Source organism: Fusobacterium sp. (assembly GCF_032477075.1).
In the GTDB taxonomy this organism is placed as follows: domain Bacteria; phylum Fusobacteriota; class Fusobacteriia; order Fusobacteriales; family Fusobacteriaceae; genus Fusobacterium_A.
On the sequence record NZ_JAWDXO010000001.1, the window covers coordinates 122,907 to 139,245 of the forward strand.

Genomic DNA, 16,339 nt, shown 5'->3' on the forward strand with positions numbered 1-16,339 from the left:
AATGTTTTATTATGTAAAAATATATATTTAGTATTTTAGAAATAGATTCATAAGTAAAAAATTTAAAGAAAATAATTAAATATATAAAAAGGAGGGATACTTGATGGATAATTTTACCATGAACCTTAGTGTATATGAAATAGGTTTAAGAATAGGGATGTCTATAGTTATTGGTGGAATGATAGGATACGAGAGAGGTCATAATAATAGACCTGCTGGGTTTAGGACTCATATTCTTGTATGTTTAGGAGCAGCAGTAGTTTCTATGGTACAAGACCATTTAAGAATAAATATAGTCAAATTTGCTATGGAAAATGGAAATGTAGCTCAGGTTATAAAAACTGATCTAGGAAGAATTGGTGCTCAGGTAGTTAGCGGAATAGGATTTTTAGGAGCAGGAACTATAATGAGAGATAAAGGAACTATTGGCGGTTTAACAACAGCAGCTTCTATATGGGTGACAGGATGTATAGGTCTTGGAGTAGGATGGGGATTCTATAACATGTCTTTTCTTTCAGGAGTGGCAGTTCTTTTAGTTCTTATAACACTAAAAAAAGTAGAAAGAAGATTTATAGATGATAGAACAATTTCAAAAATAGAGATAGAATATGATTCAGAAATTAATAATGGAATGTATTATTCCAATACTAATGAGATATTTAAAGAATTTAGTATAAGAGTAAGAAGTATGAAAAAAGATCCCAATGAAAATAGAATATTATACACACTTGTTATTCCAAGACAATATAGTATTTTAGACCTTACATCTGAATTTTCTAAAAATAAGGAAGTAACATCAATTAAGATAATTAAATAATAAAGGATGATACTAAAGTTAAAATTAACTTATGTATCATCCTTTTTTCTCCTACATGAGAGCTGAAGCTATTGGATAACCTATGAAGATAGTAACAATAACAGCAATAAGCATAAAAATAAATCCATATTTAAACATATCAGAAGATTCTACCCATTCAGATCCAATGGCTATAGCTATATGCGGCATAGCTGGAGGTGTAGCAAAAGCAAAAGCTGACATCATTCCAATAATGGAAACTATTGCTGGAGCTGATACTGTTCCATTAGTAGCTTGTACTAATGGAATGGCTACAGTGGTAACAACTGTAACAGTAACCATATTAGATGAGAAGTTTGTCTGAATGCAAGCCCACAATGTGAATACAAGTACAAGAAGCATAGGACTTATTTCTTTTAAAATGGGATTTAGAGTTTCTACAAGATAGTGAGCTAGTCCTACATGTTGATTTGTCATAGCACTGCCTAATGCAAGAGTCCCAGCAGCCATTATAATACTTGACCATTGAACTCCTTTTCTCATTCCTTCAGCAAAGTTTAAAACAGGTTTTTCATCAAAAGATATTATGGAATAGCATATAACTCCAAGCATAGGAGGCATAGCAGTTCCCATAGAGGAAATCTTTTTACATATTATTGGAAAATAAGGCTTCAATATACTAGGAAGCACCCATAAAGCAACTATTATGCAAAATATACTAAGGACAATTTTTTCTTTTTTCTCCATAGGTTTTATTTCATTTTTTAAAGCAGATACATCTATATTTTTAATTTTTGTCATATCTGGATTAAGTATAAACCTGAATATAAGAATTAAAAAAACTGTACAAATAATTCCCACAGGAACAGCAAAGGCCATATATTCAGCATATCCTATAGTAAGACCAGTGGCAGTTGTATAAAATCCCATAGCCATAATACTGAATACATGGGCGATAGGAGTCATTCCAGCAGCAATGGATACACAGAAAGCAAGACTGATCATAAGCATTTTTCCTATTTTGTCCCCCTTTTTTATTCCTAATATTTCATTGATTTTTTCTAATATTGGAAGGAAAATAACAAATAGGACAGATGGAGATACAAAGCAGCCTATAAATATAATAGCTGAAATAAAAGACATAACAAAAAGCCAAGGACCTTTTTTAGCTATAGGACCTGTTATAAAAGAAACAGCACATCTTTTTAAAAATGGAGTTTCTGCCAAAACATGAGTACAAAGAAAAGTACACATTAAAAAAGCAAAAGTTTCATTTCCAAAGGAACTTAAAAAAACATTTTTAAATCCAATCTCAGGAATTAGTCCTATTGCAGTTATACATAACAAACTAGGCCAGTCAATAGCGACAGTAAGCCATAATAATAGACTGCCTAAGAATATACCAATTACATTCATTCCTAATGAGTTCATTCCAGCAGGAAGTGGAAGGTATTTTACAAATAAAATTAAAATTAATGCAATAAAGATATATGAATATCTTTTTACACTTTTAGCAGACATAAAATTTCCCCCTTTATTTTGGATAAAAATATTCTAAATATGAATAGAGTTGTTGAAAATTATATCCTTATAAGGCTTTCTTGTCAATATTAAATTAAAAAAACAGGAGTATTTCACTCCTGATAGTTTTAAAATCGATGTTATCGTCCATATATTGTGAAAAAATAGAAAATAGTATATATAATATACTGTAGTAAAGGTATAATAATAAAATTATTGGAAATAAAAGATTATTCTTGTACAGTTTCTAAAATAAGTCCTTTATCATATTTTATCTCTTTAATTTTTTCACCTTCTTTTGAATATTCTAAATAGATTCCATCAGGTTCTCCAGAAATATAGCTGGCTTCTAAAAGAATTTGTCCACTGTAATGATATTTTTTATATGGGCCATTAAGTTTCCCATCTTTATATTCGCTATCTATATATATTTGACCATTTCTATAGAAATGAAGATATTTTCCATCAAGTTTTCCGTTTTTATAACTCATTAAAAGAAGGATTTGCCCGTTGTCATATTTTCTTAAAATTTTTCCAGAATAGGCCTCACTTTCATTAATTATATAAACTATTCCATTTCTTTCTTGTTTTTTAGAGATATCTACTTCTCTTTCCTTTTTATAACAGCTGCTCAGCAATATTATTGAAAAAATAAGCAGTAAAAGTTTCTTCATTTTGCTTCCTCCATAAATGTAAAGTATTTATATTATAGCATAGGTAAAAAAGTTTTCCAAATTAAAAGCTAAGATTCTTATTTAAGAAAAAAAGAAAATTAAGAAATAAAAAATGGAGATTATATATAAAAAATAATCTGAAATTTATTAGGATTAAAAATAGAAATTAATTATAATAAAAGAATATTATGATATAAAATAAAACATTTTTATTGATTTTTATATTTAAATGGTTTATAATTATTTATGTTAAAAATGTTAATTATGTTAATGGAAATGGAGGTAGATTACTTTGGTTGAATTTACATTAGATCTCAATATAAAAGATATAGCTTTAAGAATTTTCATGGCAGTAATTATTGGAGGAGTAATTGGATATGAAAGAGGATATAATAATAGACCAGCAGGATTTAGAACACATATATTGGTTTGCTTGGGAGCAGCATTAGTTACTTTAACTCAGGACCAACTTAGAATCAATATAGTAAAATTTGCTATGGAAACTCCAATAGTAACACAAGTTTTAAAAACAGATTTGGGAAGAATGGGAGCTCAAGTAGTAAGCGGAATAGGATTTTTAGGTGCAGGAACTATAATGAGAGAGAAGAAAACAATAGGTGGACTTACTACAGCAGCATCAATATGGGCTACAGGATGTATAGGATTAGGCATAGGATGGGGATTTCATAATATAGCAATACCTGCAGGAATAGCAGTTATTATTGTTCTTGTTACTTTAAAAAAATTGGAAGTTTCATTAATTGAAAAGAAGTTTATAGAGAAGATAGAAATCATTTACAATGATGAAAGAAACATGGGGCTTAATTTACAGGAAACATATGAAGTTTTTAAGAATTATAATATTAAAATAAAAAATTTGAAAAAAGAATTAAAAGAAAAAAAAATATTATTCACTCTTATCATACCAAAACATTTTACACTTTTAGATTTAACATCTGAACTATCAACCTTAAAAAGTATCTCTGAAATAAGAGACTTTTAAATAAAAAGATTTTTAAGTTAAAAAATATCTAGGAGGATGAATCATGAGAAAAGGTTTTAAATTATTTGGAGTATTATTAACAACAGCAATTTTATTTGGAGCTTGTGGAAAAGAAAAAGAAACAGAAGCAACTGCAAAATATCCAAATAAGTCAGTAAATGTTATAGTTGCATATAAAGCAGGAGGAGGAACAGATGTAGGAGCACGTATTTTAATTTCAGAAGCTCAAAAATCATTTTCCCAACCTTTTGTTATAGTTAATAAACCAGGGGCAGATGGAGAAATTGGATACACAGAATTATTAAAAGCAAAACCTGATGGATATACAATTGGATTTATAAATCTCCCTACTTTTGTAAGTATACCTCTGCAAAGAAAAACAAACTTTAAAAAAGAAGATGCAGCAGCCATAATGAATCATGTTTTTGATCCAGGAGTTTTAGCAGTTAAAGCAGACAGTAAGTGGCAAACTTTGGAAGATTTTATAGAGGACGCTAAAGCTAATCCAGATACATTAACAGTTTCAAATAACGGTACTGGAGCATCTAATCACATAGGGGCAGCTCATTTTGCATATGAGGCTGGAGTAAAAATAACTCATGTTCCTTTTGGAGGAAGTACAGATATGATTGCAGCTCTTCGTGGAAATCATGTAGATGCAACAGTGGCAAAAATCAGTGAAGTTGGAAATTTAGTTAAAAATAATGAATTACGTATTTTAGCTACATTTACTGAAAAGAGATTGGAGAATTTTTCTGATATACCTACTTTAAAGGAAAAAGGATATAATGTTTTATTTGGTTCAGCTCGTGCTATAGTAGCTCCTAAAGGAACTCCAGATGAAATAATAAAAGTATTACATGATACATTTAAAACAGCTTTAGAAGCACCAGAAAATATAGAGAAATCTAATAATTCAAATCTTCCTTTACAATACATGTCACCTGAAGAACTTACAAATTATATAGATGAACAAGAATTATACATAAAGGAAATTGTACCTAAATTAGGAATATAGGAGGACTAATGGGCAAATATGATAAAATATTGACAATAGGGTTGTTGATATTGGAAACATTTTATTTTGTTTTGATAAAAAGATTACCAGAAAATGCAGCTAAGTATCCAATGTTTGTATGTATATTGTTAATTGTTTTGACTATTATGTTAGGAATAAGAAGTTTTACATCTAAGGAAAAGTATAGAGGAAAACTTTTTGCAGATCTTCAATTGAAGCAATTCTTATTTATTATAATAATTTCTGCCATATATATTTTTTTAATAGAATTATTAGGTTTTTTTGTAACGACATTTATTTATTTAATGGTAGCAATGATAGGGCTGAAAGCAAATATTAAATTAAGTGCTATTACTAGTATAGCATTTTGTATTCTTATTTATTTGGTATTTGTAGCTTTCTTGAAAGTACCAGTACCTAGCGGATTTTTAATTTAGAGGAGGAGATTATGTCAGATATATTATATGGATTTATGACAGCACTCAGCCCAATAAACTTAATAGCGGCATGTGTAAGTGTAGCTATTGGAATAACAATAGGAGCTCTTCCTGGTCTATCTGCTGCAATGGGGGTAGCACTTCTTATTCCAATAACATTTGGAATGCCTGCTTCAACAGGATTGATAGTATTGGCAGGGGTTTATTGTGGAGCTATTTTTGGAGGGTCAATATCAGCTATACTTATTCGCACCCCAGGAACGCCAGCAGCAGCAGCAACTGCAATTGATGGATATGAACTTACAATGCAAGGAAAAGCAGGAAAAGCATTAGGAACAGCTGTAATAGCTTCTTTTATAGGTGGAATATTAAGTTCAATTTCTTTATATTTATTCGCTCCAACATTAGCAACTCTTGCATTAAAGTTTGGCCCAGCTGAATATTTTTGGTTATCAATATTTGGTTTGACAATAATAGCAGGAGCAAGTACAAAGTCAATAACAAAAGGACTTATTTCAGGTGGACTAGGATTGATGATATCTACAATAGGAATGGACCCAATGCTTGGAAATCCAAGATTCACTTTTGGAATACCAAGTCTTCTTTCAGGAGTACCATTTACAGCTTCATTGATTGGATTATTTTCTATGTCACAAGTATTGATGCTAGCTGAAAAGAAAATAAAAGCTTCTGGAAAAATGATAGATTTTGATGATAGAGTTCTTTTAAGCAGGGCAGAATTAAAACAGATATTTCCTACAACTCTTAGATCAACTGTAATAGGAAATCTTATAGGAATACTTCCAGGAGCAGGAGCAAGTATAGCATCATTTTTAGGATATAATGAGGCTAAAAGATTTTCAAAGCATAAAGAAGAATTTGGTCATGGGAGTATAGAAGGAATAGCTGGGGCAGAAGCAGCCAATAATGCTGTAACAGGAGGATCATTAATTCCAACATTCACATTGGGAATACCAGGTGAAAGTGTAACTGCTGTTCTTTTAGGAGGATTGTTAATACAAGGATTACAACCAGGACCTGATTTATTTACTATTCACGGAAAAATAACTTATACTTTTTTTGCTGGTTTTATAGTGGTTAATATATTTATGTTGTTATTAGGATTGACTGGTTCAAAAATATTTGCCAAAATATCAAGAGTTCCTGATAATTACCTTATTCCACTAATTTTTTCATTAAGTGTAATTGGGTCATATGCTATAAATAATCAGATGACTGATGTGGCAATTATGTTTGTATTTGGAATAATAGGATATCTTGTTAATAAATTTCAATTAAATTCAGCCTCTATAGTTTTGGCGTTGATATTAGGACCAATAGGAGAAGCTGGGTTAAGAAGATCTATAATATTAAATCATGGTAATATAAATATACTTTTTAAAAGTTCAGTATCAAAAGTTTTAATAATATTTACAATACTATCTTTATTTTCACCAATAGTAATGGCAAAATTACAAAAAGAAAAGTAAAATATATTTTAAATTAAAAAGGGGTGTATTTGAACTTAAGTAAGTTTTTAGCACCCTCTTTTTGTAAATTATTCAGTTTTAAAAATATTTAAAGTTATAATAAAAGTACTACCTTTATTAACTTCACTTTTAACTTTAATTTTTCCCTTCATATTCAAAATCATATTTTTAACAATTGAAAGACCAAGACCAGTTCCTTCTATTTTACTATTTCGTGATTTATCAACTCGATAGAATCTATGAAATATTTTTTTAAGTTCATTTTTTTCAATTCCATATCCAAAATCCTCAATAGATACAATTAATTTTAAATTTTTAATAAAGGCATTAATATTTATAGATTTTGAAGAATCGCTATATTTGATAGCATTGTCAATTAAATTCCCAATCACTGTTCTTAGCCATTCTTCTGAAATATAGGATACAATATTTATATTTTCAATATCTGTATTTATAATTATATTCTTTTTTATAGCTATGTTTTTATAAAGAGAGATAATTGTATTGAAAGTATTTGTTAAAGAAATTGTATATATATTTTTGGAAGATCTAGAAGAATTTTCTATATGTGAAAGTTTCAATAAATCATTTATTAAGTGATTTAATCTTTGAGTTTCTCTATCTATAATATCTATAAAATATTCTAACTGCACTCTATCTTTAAAATGTCCCAGTTTTATAGTTTCAATAAATCCACTTATAATAGTAATTGGGGTTTTTAATTCATGGGAGGCATTTGATACAAATTCTTTGCGAAGCTCTTCTACTAGTTCAAGCTTTGTAATATTTTGAATTATAATAATAACTTGTTCACTTCCATCTTTCATAAAGTTTGTTTTTATCTGATAAATATTTTTATCTTTACTGATTTTATTTTTAAAAGGTTTTTTATTAGCAAGAGATTTCTTTAGATATTCATTAAAAAAATTTAATTCAGGATATGAAAAAATATTTAAATATTTTTTTTGAAGTTGAAATTCTTTAATTGCAATATTATTTATTAAAATAATTTTTCCAAAATAGTCAATTACAATAATTCCTTCATGTAGATTATCAATAATAGCTTGAAGGTTATCTGCCTTTTTTTGTATATCTTTTAATAGTGTATTTATTTTGAAATTCATATAGTTAAAATTTTCAGCTAGTTCTTCAATTTCATCATGGGAGTTTATAATAATAGAATTACTGAAGTTTCCTTTTGCAGTATCTTTAGCAGCTTTAATTAGAAGATCAATTGGTTTAGTTGCTTTATTGATAAAGTAAATCGATAAAATAATAGATAATATTCCAGAAAAAGTTACTCCTAATGATATGATAAGAATAGTTTCTTTTTTAAAATCATCAAAAAGTATCAAATCTTTAGACAGCATAATAATTATAGGTTTATCATTAAGAAAAATTGCTCCAGTAAAAATTTCAATAGTTTTAATTTTTTTTGGATTATTTTTTATTACTCTGTAAGAAGTAATTCCTCTTTTAGCTCTTTGGAATTCAAAAACATTTTCAAAAGAGGTAAAAATTACACTATTATCATTAGAATCAGCAATAGGAATACCATTTTCATTAATGAAAGTTACTCTAAAATCAGTCTTTTTTGAAAAAGATTGAGAAAGCTTATAGAGATACAAGTGAGCATTTTTATTTTCAGATAAAAAAACACTAATCAATTTACTATTAGATATTCCATTTAAAAAAATAGATTGGATATAGTTATCTTTAATCATTTTATTAAAGATAAGTCCAACAATTAAAGTACTGGTTAATATTAATGAAAAACATATAAGAAGAAATTTTCTTTTCATAATGTACTCCTAGATTTATATATTGTCAGGAATTTTATATCCTATTCCACGAATTGTTTCTATGTATGAATTACTTTCATCTCCCAATTTTTGTCTTAATTTTCTTATATGAACATCTAAAGAACGAGTTTGATTGTCATTTTCATAATTCCATACTGATTCAAATATTTTTTCTCTAGATATAACTTTTCCTTTGTTCTTAAAAAGAAAGATAAAAAGCTTAAATTCTCTGATAGTAAGGTTTAATGGAATATTGTTTTTATAAATTATATTTTTTATCAAATCTATTTTTAAATCTTTATAATACATATAATTTTCTTTATCCAAAGAAGAATCACTGTAAATAGTTGATAAATCAGTTTCTATTCTTCTGGAAAAGGCATTTATACGTGCAACTATTTCTCTTAGACTAAAAGGTTTTGTGATATAGTCATCTGCTCCAATTTCAAGGCAGACTATTTTATCTATTTCTTCAGATTTTGCACTGATTATTAATATTCTTATTTTGTTCAAAGAGGAATTATTTCGGATTCGTTTACAAATATTAATTCCATTCATTCCAGGTAGCATTAAATCTAAGAGAATAATATCAGGATTTATTTCTTCTATCAAAGACATTGCTTCTTTTCCAGTATCAAGTGTAAAGACTTCGTATCCGTAAATTTCTAAATTTAACTTTAATAACTCTAAGATGTGTATTTCATCATCTATAATTAAGATTTTTTTCCCCATGTAAAGCCTCCTGCTAAAGTTAAATATTTTAAAATTATTATAGCATATTTTTGATAATAATAAAAAGCTGAACTTATAGCAGTTCAGCTTTCTTATTATTGAAATCAGTCTTGATAACCATTTGGATGATCTTTGTGCCATATCCAAGCTGTATCAATTATTTTTTCAAGTGTATTATATTTAGGGTTCCATTTTAATTCTTTCATAGCTTTTTCAGAACTTGCTACAAGTTTAGCAGGATCTCCAGCTCTTCGAGATGAGACTACTGCAGGAATAGGATGTTTAGTTACTTTTCTAGCAACTTCAATAACTTCTTTGACAGAAAATCCTTCTCCATTACCTAAATTGAATATTTCGCTTTCACCACCATTATTTAATCTTTTTAGAGCGAGAATATGTGCATCAGCAAGATCCATTACATGAATGTAATCTCTGATACAGGTACCATCAGCAGTGGGATAATCATCTCCATATATTCCAATATGTTCTCTTTTTCCAAGAGCTACTTGAAGTATAATAGGGATAAGATGACTTTCTGGACTATGATCTTCTCCTATTTCACCAGTAGGATGAGCACCAGCAACATTGAAATATCTTAAAGCTGTATATTTTATTCCATAAGCTTTATCACACCATTTGAACATTTTTTCAACTGCAAGTTTACTTTCTCCATATGGGTTGGTAGGAAAAGTGTTGTCACTTTCAAGAATTGGTATATTTTCAGGTTCTCCATATGTGGCTGCTGTTGATGAGAAAACTATTTTGTTAACATTATATTTTTTCATAGCTTTTAATAAGCATAAAGTTCCATAAAAATTATTTTCAAAATATTTTAAAGGCTCTTCAATACTTTCACCAACTAAAGAAAAAGCAGCAAAATCAATTACACCATCTATTTTGTTATCATTAAATATTTTTTCCATAAATTCATTATCTCTTAAATCACCCAAGACAAGTTTTGCTTTTTCATGAACTGCATCAACATGACCGGTTTGAAGATTATCAAGAACTATAACCTCTTCTCCACTATCAATAAGAGCTCTGGTAACATGACTTCCAATATATCCAGCTCCACCACAAACTAAAATTGCCATTTTATCCTCCTCAGAAAATAGTTTTCTATATTATACATCATCTTTAAAAAAAATTTAACCTAATTAATATTAATGTATTCAATGAATCTTGTTAAACCATTCTGTCCCTCAATATTTCTTTTGAATACTCCAGCATCTTCAAGAACTCTGGAAAAAGTTATACCAATTTCATTTTTTAAAATATTTTTTATGTTTTCAGAAGTTATTTTCAGATATTTTTTATTAATATTAATAGCCCATTCTAGATGTTTTTCAACTTTAGTATCATTTTTGATTTTAGTTTTAAAATCAGATTCTGTCATATATCTTTCAAGTATTTCTAACTCCTCCTTCAGTCTTCCAGGAAGAACAGCAAGTCCCATAACTTCAATAAGACCTATATTTTCTTTTTTTATGTTATGTACATCTTCGTGTGGATGAAATATGCCTAAAGGATATAATTCAGTTGTTTTATTATTTCTAAGTACAAGGTCAAGTTCAAAATCTTTTCCTCTTCTTCTTCCAATAGGAGTAATAGTGTTATGTGGAATTTCATCAGAAAATGCATAAATATTTAAAGATTCATCATTATATTTTCTCCAATTATCAAGTATTTTTACAGCAAGTTCAACTAATTTTTTTCTATTATGACTTTTTATTCTTATAACTGACATAGGCCATTTAACTATACCAGCTTCAATATCTTCAAACCCTTTAAAAATTAATGCTTTTTCTATGGGAGATTTTGCCATTGGAAACTCGTGATGCCCTCCTTGATAATGATCATGGCTTAAAATAGAACCTCCAACAATAGGAAGATCTGCATTTGATCCTATGAAATAATGTGGAACTTGTTCAACAAAAGCTGTTATTCTGCTAAAAGTATCTTTATTTATTTTCATAGGTCTATGTTCCTTTGAAAAAACAATAGCATGTTCATTATAATAAACATATGGTGAATATTGAAGAAACCATTCTTCCCCTTCTAAAAAAAATGGAAGTATTCTATGATTTTGTCTGGCAGGATGATTTATTCTCCCTGTATATCCAACATTCTCATAGCATAAAAGGCATTTTGGATATGATGATAGTGGAAGAAGTCTTTCTTTTGCTATATCTCTTGGATCTTTTTCTGGTTTAGAAAGATTTACAGTTATTTCCATATCTCCATATTCTGTATTTGAGTACCAATGCATATTTTTGGCTATTCTATCTGTTCTTATATAATTAGTTTTCTGAGCAAATTCATAATAATTATCTGTAGCTTTTTTTATTCCCCCAAGACTTGATATTTTAATAAACTTATCTATTACATGAGTAGCAGAGGGAGTTATCTTTCCCATTATTTCAGTATCAAAAAGCTCTCTGGTAGTAACAGTATCCTCTATTATTCCTTTTTCAACAGCCCAATTACAAATATTTTCCAATATTTTATTTGGATATTCAGGAATAATCTTTGAAGATATATCTGTATCTTTCCATTCTTCAAGTTTTAAAAGAGATATGATTTCATTCCTTGAGATGATTTCATCATATTTTCCTATAAGGTCATTTTTTATACCATAAGTTAAAAGCATTTTTATTTCTTCAAATATATTCATTAAAAATCACCTAACTTTCTACTTCCATCTCCAATTTTAGCCACATAGAAATCAGCAGTTAACCCTGTTTTGTTTTTATATTTTTCTCCAACTGATTTGATAAATTCATCTATAAATTGATCTTTAACAATACTTACAGTACATCCTCCGAATCCAGCTCCAGTCATACGGGCTCCTATTACACCCTTGGCTTCCCAAGCGGCTTCTACTAAAGAATCTAATTCAAACCCTGTAACTTCATAATCATCTCTTAAAGAAATATGTGATTGATTCATCAGTTTTCCAAAAGCCTCTACATCACCAGAATTTAATTTTTCAACAGCAGTTTTAGTTCTTTCATTTTCAGTTACTGCATGAGTTGCTCTTTTTAACTGTTCTTCATCAGTTATAAGATGCTTTACTTCATCAAATTTATCAACAGTAAGTTCTCCAAGATTTTTTATATGTATTCCATTTTTATTTAAGATTTTAACTGCAGCTTCACAAGAGTTTCTTCTTTCGTTGTATTTAGAATCAGCAAGACCTCTTTTTTTATTTGTATTAGCTATAACTATTGATGCACCATTTAATTTTACAGAAGCATAATGATATTCAAGAGTATTACAATCCAAAAGGATAGCATTGTCTTTTTTACCCATTCCTATAGCAAATTGATCCATTATTCCACAATTCACTCCTATAAAATTATTTTCAGCTTTCTGAGAAAGCTTCACCATTTCTATCATATCTATATTAAGATTAAAAATTTCCTTTAAAATAACTGATGTAAGAAGTTCAATTGAAGCCGAAGAAGAAAGTCCAGCACCATTTGGAATATTTCCAAAGAACAAAACATCAAATCCTTTATCTATTTTATATTCTGCATCTATAAAAGTTTTTATTACTCCCTTAGGATAATTGGCCCAATTATCTGATGGAATATTTACAAGATTATCTAATGAAAACTCTTTTATTCCTAATTTTTTAAAATTTTTAGAGTACATTCTAAAAACTTTATCTTCTCTTTTTTTTATAACAGCATAAGTACCAAAATCCAAAGCACAGGGAAATACAAATCCACCATTATAATCAGTATGTTCTCCTATGAGATTTACTCTTCCAGGAGAAAAAAATACTTCAACAGTTCCAGAATAATTAAATAAAGTTTTAAAATCCTGTACTAAATCTTTTATCATAATTATATTCAACCTCCACAAATTCTTTTCTAAAAATCTAATCTATCTTAATATAAGTATATAGTATAAATCATTTTTAACAACTAAAATTATGAAAAAATGATCTAACTTTATAAACTTAGTAAAATAAGATTTTGAATTTTTCTGAAAAATATTGTATAATAAATATATAGAAGAAAGGGGAGAAATATGAAAACAGCAAGTGCAAAGATAAAAACTTTGGAATTCATAAAAAACAGCAATGGAATTTCAAGAATAGAGTTAGCTAAAGAGCTGGATATTACCCCAGCAGGAATCGGAAAAATAGTAAATGGATTTCTAAAAAAAGGAATTATAAAAGAATATGGTGAAGGAATTTCTACTGGTGGGAGAAAACCTCTTATATTAAGAATAAATGAAGAAAATATAGGAATGATTTTGGGGATATCACTAGCACCAAGATTTATTCAAGTATCTATTGGAGACATAAATGGCAAAGTATTAAAAACTGTAAAGTATTCATTAGAGAAAAAGTTATTAATGAAAGAAAATAACATACTTAAAACGGTTGAAACTATTATAAAAAAAGAATTGAATAGAAATAAGGAAATATCAATAATATCTATTATAATGAATGGAATGGTTGAGAGTGAAACTGGAATATCTATTTTTTCTCCACATTATAATTGGAAAAATATAAAACTTAAAGAATTAATAGAAAAAAAGTTCAATAAAAGAGTTTTTATAGAAAATGATGTGAGAGGTATGGCCCTTACTGAAAAAATATTTGGTTCTTGTAAGGACAAACATAATTTTGTTGTATTAAGTATAGGAGATGGAGTTGGAGGAAGTATTTTTCTTAATAATTCACTTTATAAAGGATATGGATCTATTTCAGGGGAACTAGGACATATGGTGGTGAAAAGAAATAGTTCAGAAAAATGTTCATGTGGAAAAAGAGGATGTCTGGAGACTGAAGTGTCAAATGTCGCTGTTATTAAAAAAATAATCTCTCAAATAAAGTTAAATAATTACAGTAGTCTTAAGAATATTCTCAATGAAAAAGGAACATTAAATATGGAAGATATAATAAAAGCTGTGAAAGAGAAGGATATGCTTACTCTAAATATAATGAATGAAGCTATTTATCTTACTGCCCATGCTATAGATGGAATAATTTCGGTAATTAATCCTGAAAAAATAGTTCTTTTTGGTGCTATATTTAAGAGCAGTTTCTTATTAAAAACACTTGTCAATGAAATAAAAAAAGTAACATTAGATGAACAAAATTATGAAATAAAAGTCTCAGAATTTTCTGATAATATTTATGAACTTTCTCCATTTGCTGTAGCTAACTACAATATATTTAAGGAAATATAAAAATTAAACTGCAGATAACAGTTATATCTGCAGTTTTTTAAAGTTAATTTTTATTAAAATAGAACAATTTAATTTCACTGATAATTGTTAATAAATTTAAAGGAATAGAAAAAATAAAAAGTAAAATTAAAATAAAATATTTTAAGGGAGAGTTATATGAAAAATAAAAAAGTTGGATTGGCACCAGGAACTCTTGTATATACAGGGGAACTAAAAGATGAGAGAATTAAAATCACCTTTTATTCGTATAATGATAGAACTGTAAAAAAAGTAATCAAGAATTCTCTTACTGAGTTATTTTCTTTTAATGAAAAAGGTTTTGTAAATTGGATAGTGATTGAAGGAGTACATGATGTTGAGTTAATAAAAAAAATAGGAGTTCTTTATGAAATAGATAATTTAATATTGGAAGATATTTTAAATATAAATCAACGTCCAAAATTTGAAGAGAGAGATAAATATATAGTTATTTTTTTAAAGTTGATATATTTAAATAAAAAAACTAATGAAATTGAATATGAACAGATATCTTTCATTTTAGGAGAAGATTATTTAATAACTTTTCAAGAAAAATCTGAAAATATTTTTGAAAATTTACAAGAAAGAATAGAAAAAGGAATAGGAAAAATAAGAAAGAAAAAGGAAAATTATCTAACTTATGCACTTCTTGATATTATTGTAGATAATTATTTTTTAATTTTAGAAAATTTTGAAGAAAGAATGGAAATTTTGGAAGAGGAAATAATCAAGAATCCATCTAAAAAAATTATAGAAGATATTATAAATTTAAAAAAAGAAATTTCAAAATTTAAAAGAAATGTTATGCCTATTAAGGAAATTTTAACAAAAATTTCAAATATTGATTATTTTGATGAGAGTATGAATATATACTTAAAAGATCTTCGTGATCATGGAACTATTGTCTATGAAAGTATAGAAATAATTTACAATAGAAGTAGTGATTTAATTCAACTTTGTCATTCATCAATAGGAAATAATATGAATGAAATAATGAGAATATTGACAACTATATCTACTATTTTTATACCTTTGAGTTTTTTATCTGGAGTCTATGGAATGAATTTTCAATATATGCCTGAACTATCTTGGGAATATGGATATTATTTTATCTTGGGATTAATGTTTATTGTTGTTGCAGGAATGACTTTATTTTTTAAAAGAAAGAACTGGTGGTAAAAGGCTGAAGATAAAAAACAGCTATTAAGTTTTGATAGCTGTTTTTTACAAAAAATTATTATTTTTTTAAAGCATCTGCCACAGCTTCTTTAAATCCTTGAGAAGTATAAGTAGCACCTGCTACATCATCAACTTCAACAGATTGTTTAGCTATAATTTCAGAAGTTAGTTTTTCAATAGCTGGCTCAGCTATTCTTTTAGTATCTTTCATTTCTAAAACTTTTATAGCAATAATTTTATCTCCATCTTTTTCAACAGAAACTTTGATTTCATCTTTGTATCCAAATCCTATACCTTCTGAAGCTGCAAAAACAACAATTGAAGATATAATTAATGAAGCAGAAATAATTAATTTTTTCATTTTGTTCCTCCTAATATATTTTAAGTAATGTTTAAGATAAAGAAATTAATAAAGATAATAGCTAGAACAGCTGTTTTTAAATTTTTCTGATTCTAATTAA

The 16,339-nt window shown here is 27.7% G+C and carries 15 protein-coding genes; 7 read left to right on the plus strand and 8 right to left on the minus strand.

Going from position 1 to position 16,339, the window contains the following annotated elements; all coding sequences use genetic code 11:
- Positions 1 to 103: 103 nt before the first annotated feature.
- Positions 104 to 817, plus strand: coding sequence for an MgtC/SapB family protein (locus E6771_RS00580; RefSeq protein WP_316088862.1), 714 nt, complete (start codon positions 104 to 106; stop codon positions 815 to 817).
- A 51-nt stretch (positions 818 to 868) separates the two neighbouring features.
- Here the strand turns inward: E6771_RS00580 and E6771_RS00585 are convergent, their stop codons facing one another.
- Positions 869 to 2,317 carry an SLC13 family permease gene (locus E6771_RS00585; protein WP_316088863.1) on the minus strand — a complete coding sequence of 483 codons (1,449 nt, stop codon included), beginning with the start codon at positions 2,315 to 2,317 and terminating at the stop codon, positions 869 to 871.
- 230 nt (positions 2,318 to 2,547) lie between these two features.
- Positions 2,548 to 2,991, minus strand: a complete 444-nt coding sequence (locus tag E6771_RS00590; RefSeq protein WP_316088864.1) for a hypothetical protein — start codon at positions 2,989 to 2,991, stop codon at positions 2,548 to 2,550.
- Between the two features lie 292 nt (positions 2,992 to 3,283).
- On the opposite strand from E6771_RS00590, the gene E6771_RS00595 reads away from it, so the two are divergent.
- Genes E6771_RS00595 through E6771_RS00610 form a run of 4 tightly spaced genes read left to right on the plus strand, consistent with a single transcriptional unit; the run spans position 3,284 to position 6,939 of the window.
- Positions 3,284 to 3,994 (plus strand): MgtC/SapB family protein, encoded by a 711-nt coding sequence (locus tag E6771_RS00595; protein WP_316088866.1) that lies wholly within the window; start codon positions 3,284 to 3,286, stop codon positions 3,992 to 3,994.
- A gap of 43 nt (positions 3,995 to 4,037) precedes the next feature.
- Entirely contained in the window at positions 4,038 to 5,012 is a 975-nt protein-coding gene (locus E6771_RS00600) for a tripartite tricarboxylate transporter substrate binding protein (protein WP_316088867.1), read from the plus strand.
- An 8-nt stretch (positions 5,013 to 5,020) separates the two neighbouring features.
- Entirely contained in the window at positions 5,021 to 5,449 is a 429-nt protein-coding gene (locus E6771_RS00605) for a tripartite tricarboxylate transporter TctB family protein (RefSeq protein WP_316088868.1), read from the plus strand.
- 11 nt (positions 5,450 to 5,460) lie between these two features.
- Positions 5,461 to 6,939, plus strand: coding sequence for a tripartite tricarboxylate transporter permease (locus tag E6771_RS00610; RefSeq protein WP_316088869.1), 1,479 nt, complete (start codon positions 5,461 to 5,463; stop codon positions 6,937 to 6,939).
- Positions 6,940 to 7,007: 68 nt separating this feature from the next.
- On the opposite strand, the gene E6771_RS00615 is transcribed toward E6771_RS00610, so the two are convergent.
- From E6771_RS00615 to E6771_RS00635, 5 genes are all read right to left on the minus strand, one after another.
- Positions 7,008 to 8,741 (minus strand): ATP-binding protein, encoded by a 1,734-nt coding sequence (locus E6771_RS00615; protein WP_316088871.1) that lies wholly within the window; start codon positions 8,739 to 8,741, stop codon positions 7,008 to 7,010.
- 15 nt (positions 8,742 to 8,756) lie between these two features.
- Entirely contained in the window at positions 8,757 to 9,473 is a 717-nt protein-coding gene (locus tag E6771_RS00620; protein WP_316088872.1) for a response regulator transcription factor, read from the minus strand.
- Positions 9,474 to 9,577: 104 nt separating this feature from the next.
- The gene (galE, locus tag E6771_RS00625; protein ID WP_316088874.1) at positions 9,578 to 10,567 is read right to left on the minus strand and encodes a UDP-glucose 4-epimerase GalE; all 990 of its coding nucleotides are present in this window, start codon (positions 10,565 to 10,567) and stop codon (positions 9,578 to 9,580) included.
- Positions 10,568 to 10,626: 59 nt separating this feature from the next.
- Positions 10,627 to 12,147 (minus strand): UDP-glucose--hexose-1-phosphate uridylyltransferase, encoded by a 1,521-nt coding sequence (gene galT / locus E6771_RS00630; RefSeq protein WP_316088876.1) that lies wholly within the window; start codon positions 12,145 to 12,147, stop codon positions 10,627 to 10,629.
- Positions 12,147 to 13,322: a galactokinase gene (locus E6771_RS00635; RefSeq protein WP_316088877.1), complete on the minus strand. Its 1,176-nt coding sequence runs from the start codon at positions 13,320 to 13,322 to the stop codon at positions 12,147 to 12,149. Before E6771_RS00635 ends, galT begins: the two co-directional genes overlap by 1 nt.
- Before the next feature lie 189 nt (positions 13,323 to 13,511).
- Here E6771_RS00635 and E6771_RS00640 point away from each other — a divergent pair, with 189 nt between their 5' ends.
- Positions 13,512 to 14,681 (plus strand): ROK family transcriptional regulator, encoded by a 1,170-nt coding sequence (locus E6771_RS00640; RefSeq protein WP_316088878.1) that lies wholly within the window; start codon positions 13,512 to 13,514, stop codon positions 14,679 to 14,681.
- A 156-nt stretch (positions 14,682 to 14,837) separates the two neighbouring features.
- Positions 14,838 to 15,878 (plus strand): magnesium/cobalt transporter CorA, encoded by a 1,041-nt coding sequence (gene corA, locus E6771_RS00645; protein ID WP_316088879.1) that lies wholly within the window; start codon positions 14,838 to 14,840, stop codon positions 15,876 to 15,878.
- Between the two features lie 58 nt (positions 15,879 to 15,936).
- Here corA and E6771_RS00650 read toward each other — a convergent pair whose 3' ends face one another.
- Entirely contained in the window at positions 15,937 to 16,239 is a 303-nt protein-coding gene (locus E6771_RS00650; RefSeq protein ID WP_316088881.1) for an FMN-binding protein, read from the minus strand.
- Positions 16,240 to 16,339 lie beyond the last annotated feature (100 nt).

What these genes read in the sequence shown, in the direction of transcription:
- E6771_RS00580 (WP_316088862.1), top strand. Translation starts at nt 104, where the DNA reads ATGGATAATTTTACCATGAACCTTAGTGTATATGAAATAGGTTTAAGA.
- E6771_RS00585 (WP_316088863.1), bottom strand. Translation starts at nt 2,317, where the DNA reads ATGTCTGCTAAAAGTGTAAAAAGATATTCATATATCTTTATTGCATTA.
- E6771_RS00590 (WP_316088864.1), bottom strand. Translation starts at nt 2,991, where the DNA reads ATGAAGAAACTTTTACTGCTTATTTTTTCAATAATATTGCTGAGCAGC.
- E6771_RS00600 (WP_316088867.1), top strand. Translation starts at nt 4,038, where the DNA reads ATGAGAAAAGGTTTTAAATTATTTGGAGTATTATTAACAACAGCAATT.
- E6771_RS00605 (WP_316088868.1), top strand. Translation starts at nt 5,021, where the DNA reads ATGGGCAAATATGATAAAATATTGACAATAGGGTTGTTGATATTGGAA.
- E6771_RS00610 (WP_316088869.1), top strand. Translation starts at nt 5,461, where the DNA reads ATGTCAGATATATTATATGGATTTATGACAGCACTCAGCCCAATAAAC.
- E6771_RS00615 (WP_316088871.1), bottom strand. Translation starts at nt 8,741, where the DNA reads ATGAAAAGAAAATTTCTTCTTATATGTTTTTCATTAATATTAACCAGT.
- E6771_RS00620 (WP_316088872.1), bottom strand. Translation starts at nt 9,473, where the DNA reads ATGGGGAAAAAAATCTTAATTATAGATGATGAAATACACATCTTAGAG.
- galE (WP_316088874.1), bottom strand. Translation starts at nt 10,567, where the DNA reads ATGGCAATTTTAGTTTGTGGTGGAGCTGGATATATTGGAAGTCATGTT.
- galT (WP_316088876.1), bottom strand. Translation starts at nt 12,147, where the DNA reads ATGAATATATTTGAAGAAATAAAAATGCTTTTAACTTATGGTATAAAA.
- E6771_RS00635 (WP_316088877.1), bottom strand. Translation starts at nt 13,322, where the DNA reads ATGATAAAAGATTTAGTACAGGATTTTAAAACTTTATTTAATTATTCT.
- E6771_RS00640 (WP_316088878.1), top strand. Translation starts at nt 13,512, where the DNA reads ATGAAAACAGCAAGTGCAAAGATAAAAACTTTGGAATTCATAAAAAAC.
- corA (WP_316088879.1), top strand. Translation starts at nt 14,838, where the DNA reads ATGAAAAATAAAAAAGTTGGATTGGCACCAGGAACTCTTGTATATACA.
- E6771_RS00650 (WP_316088881.1), bottom strand. Translation starts at nt 16,239, where the DNA reads ATGAAAAAATTAATTATTTCTGCTTCATTAATTATATCTTCAATTGTT.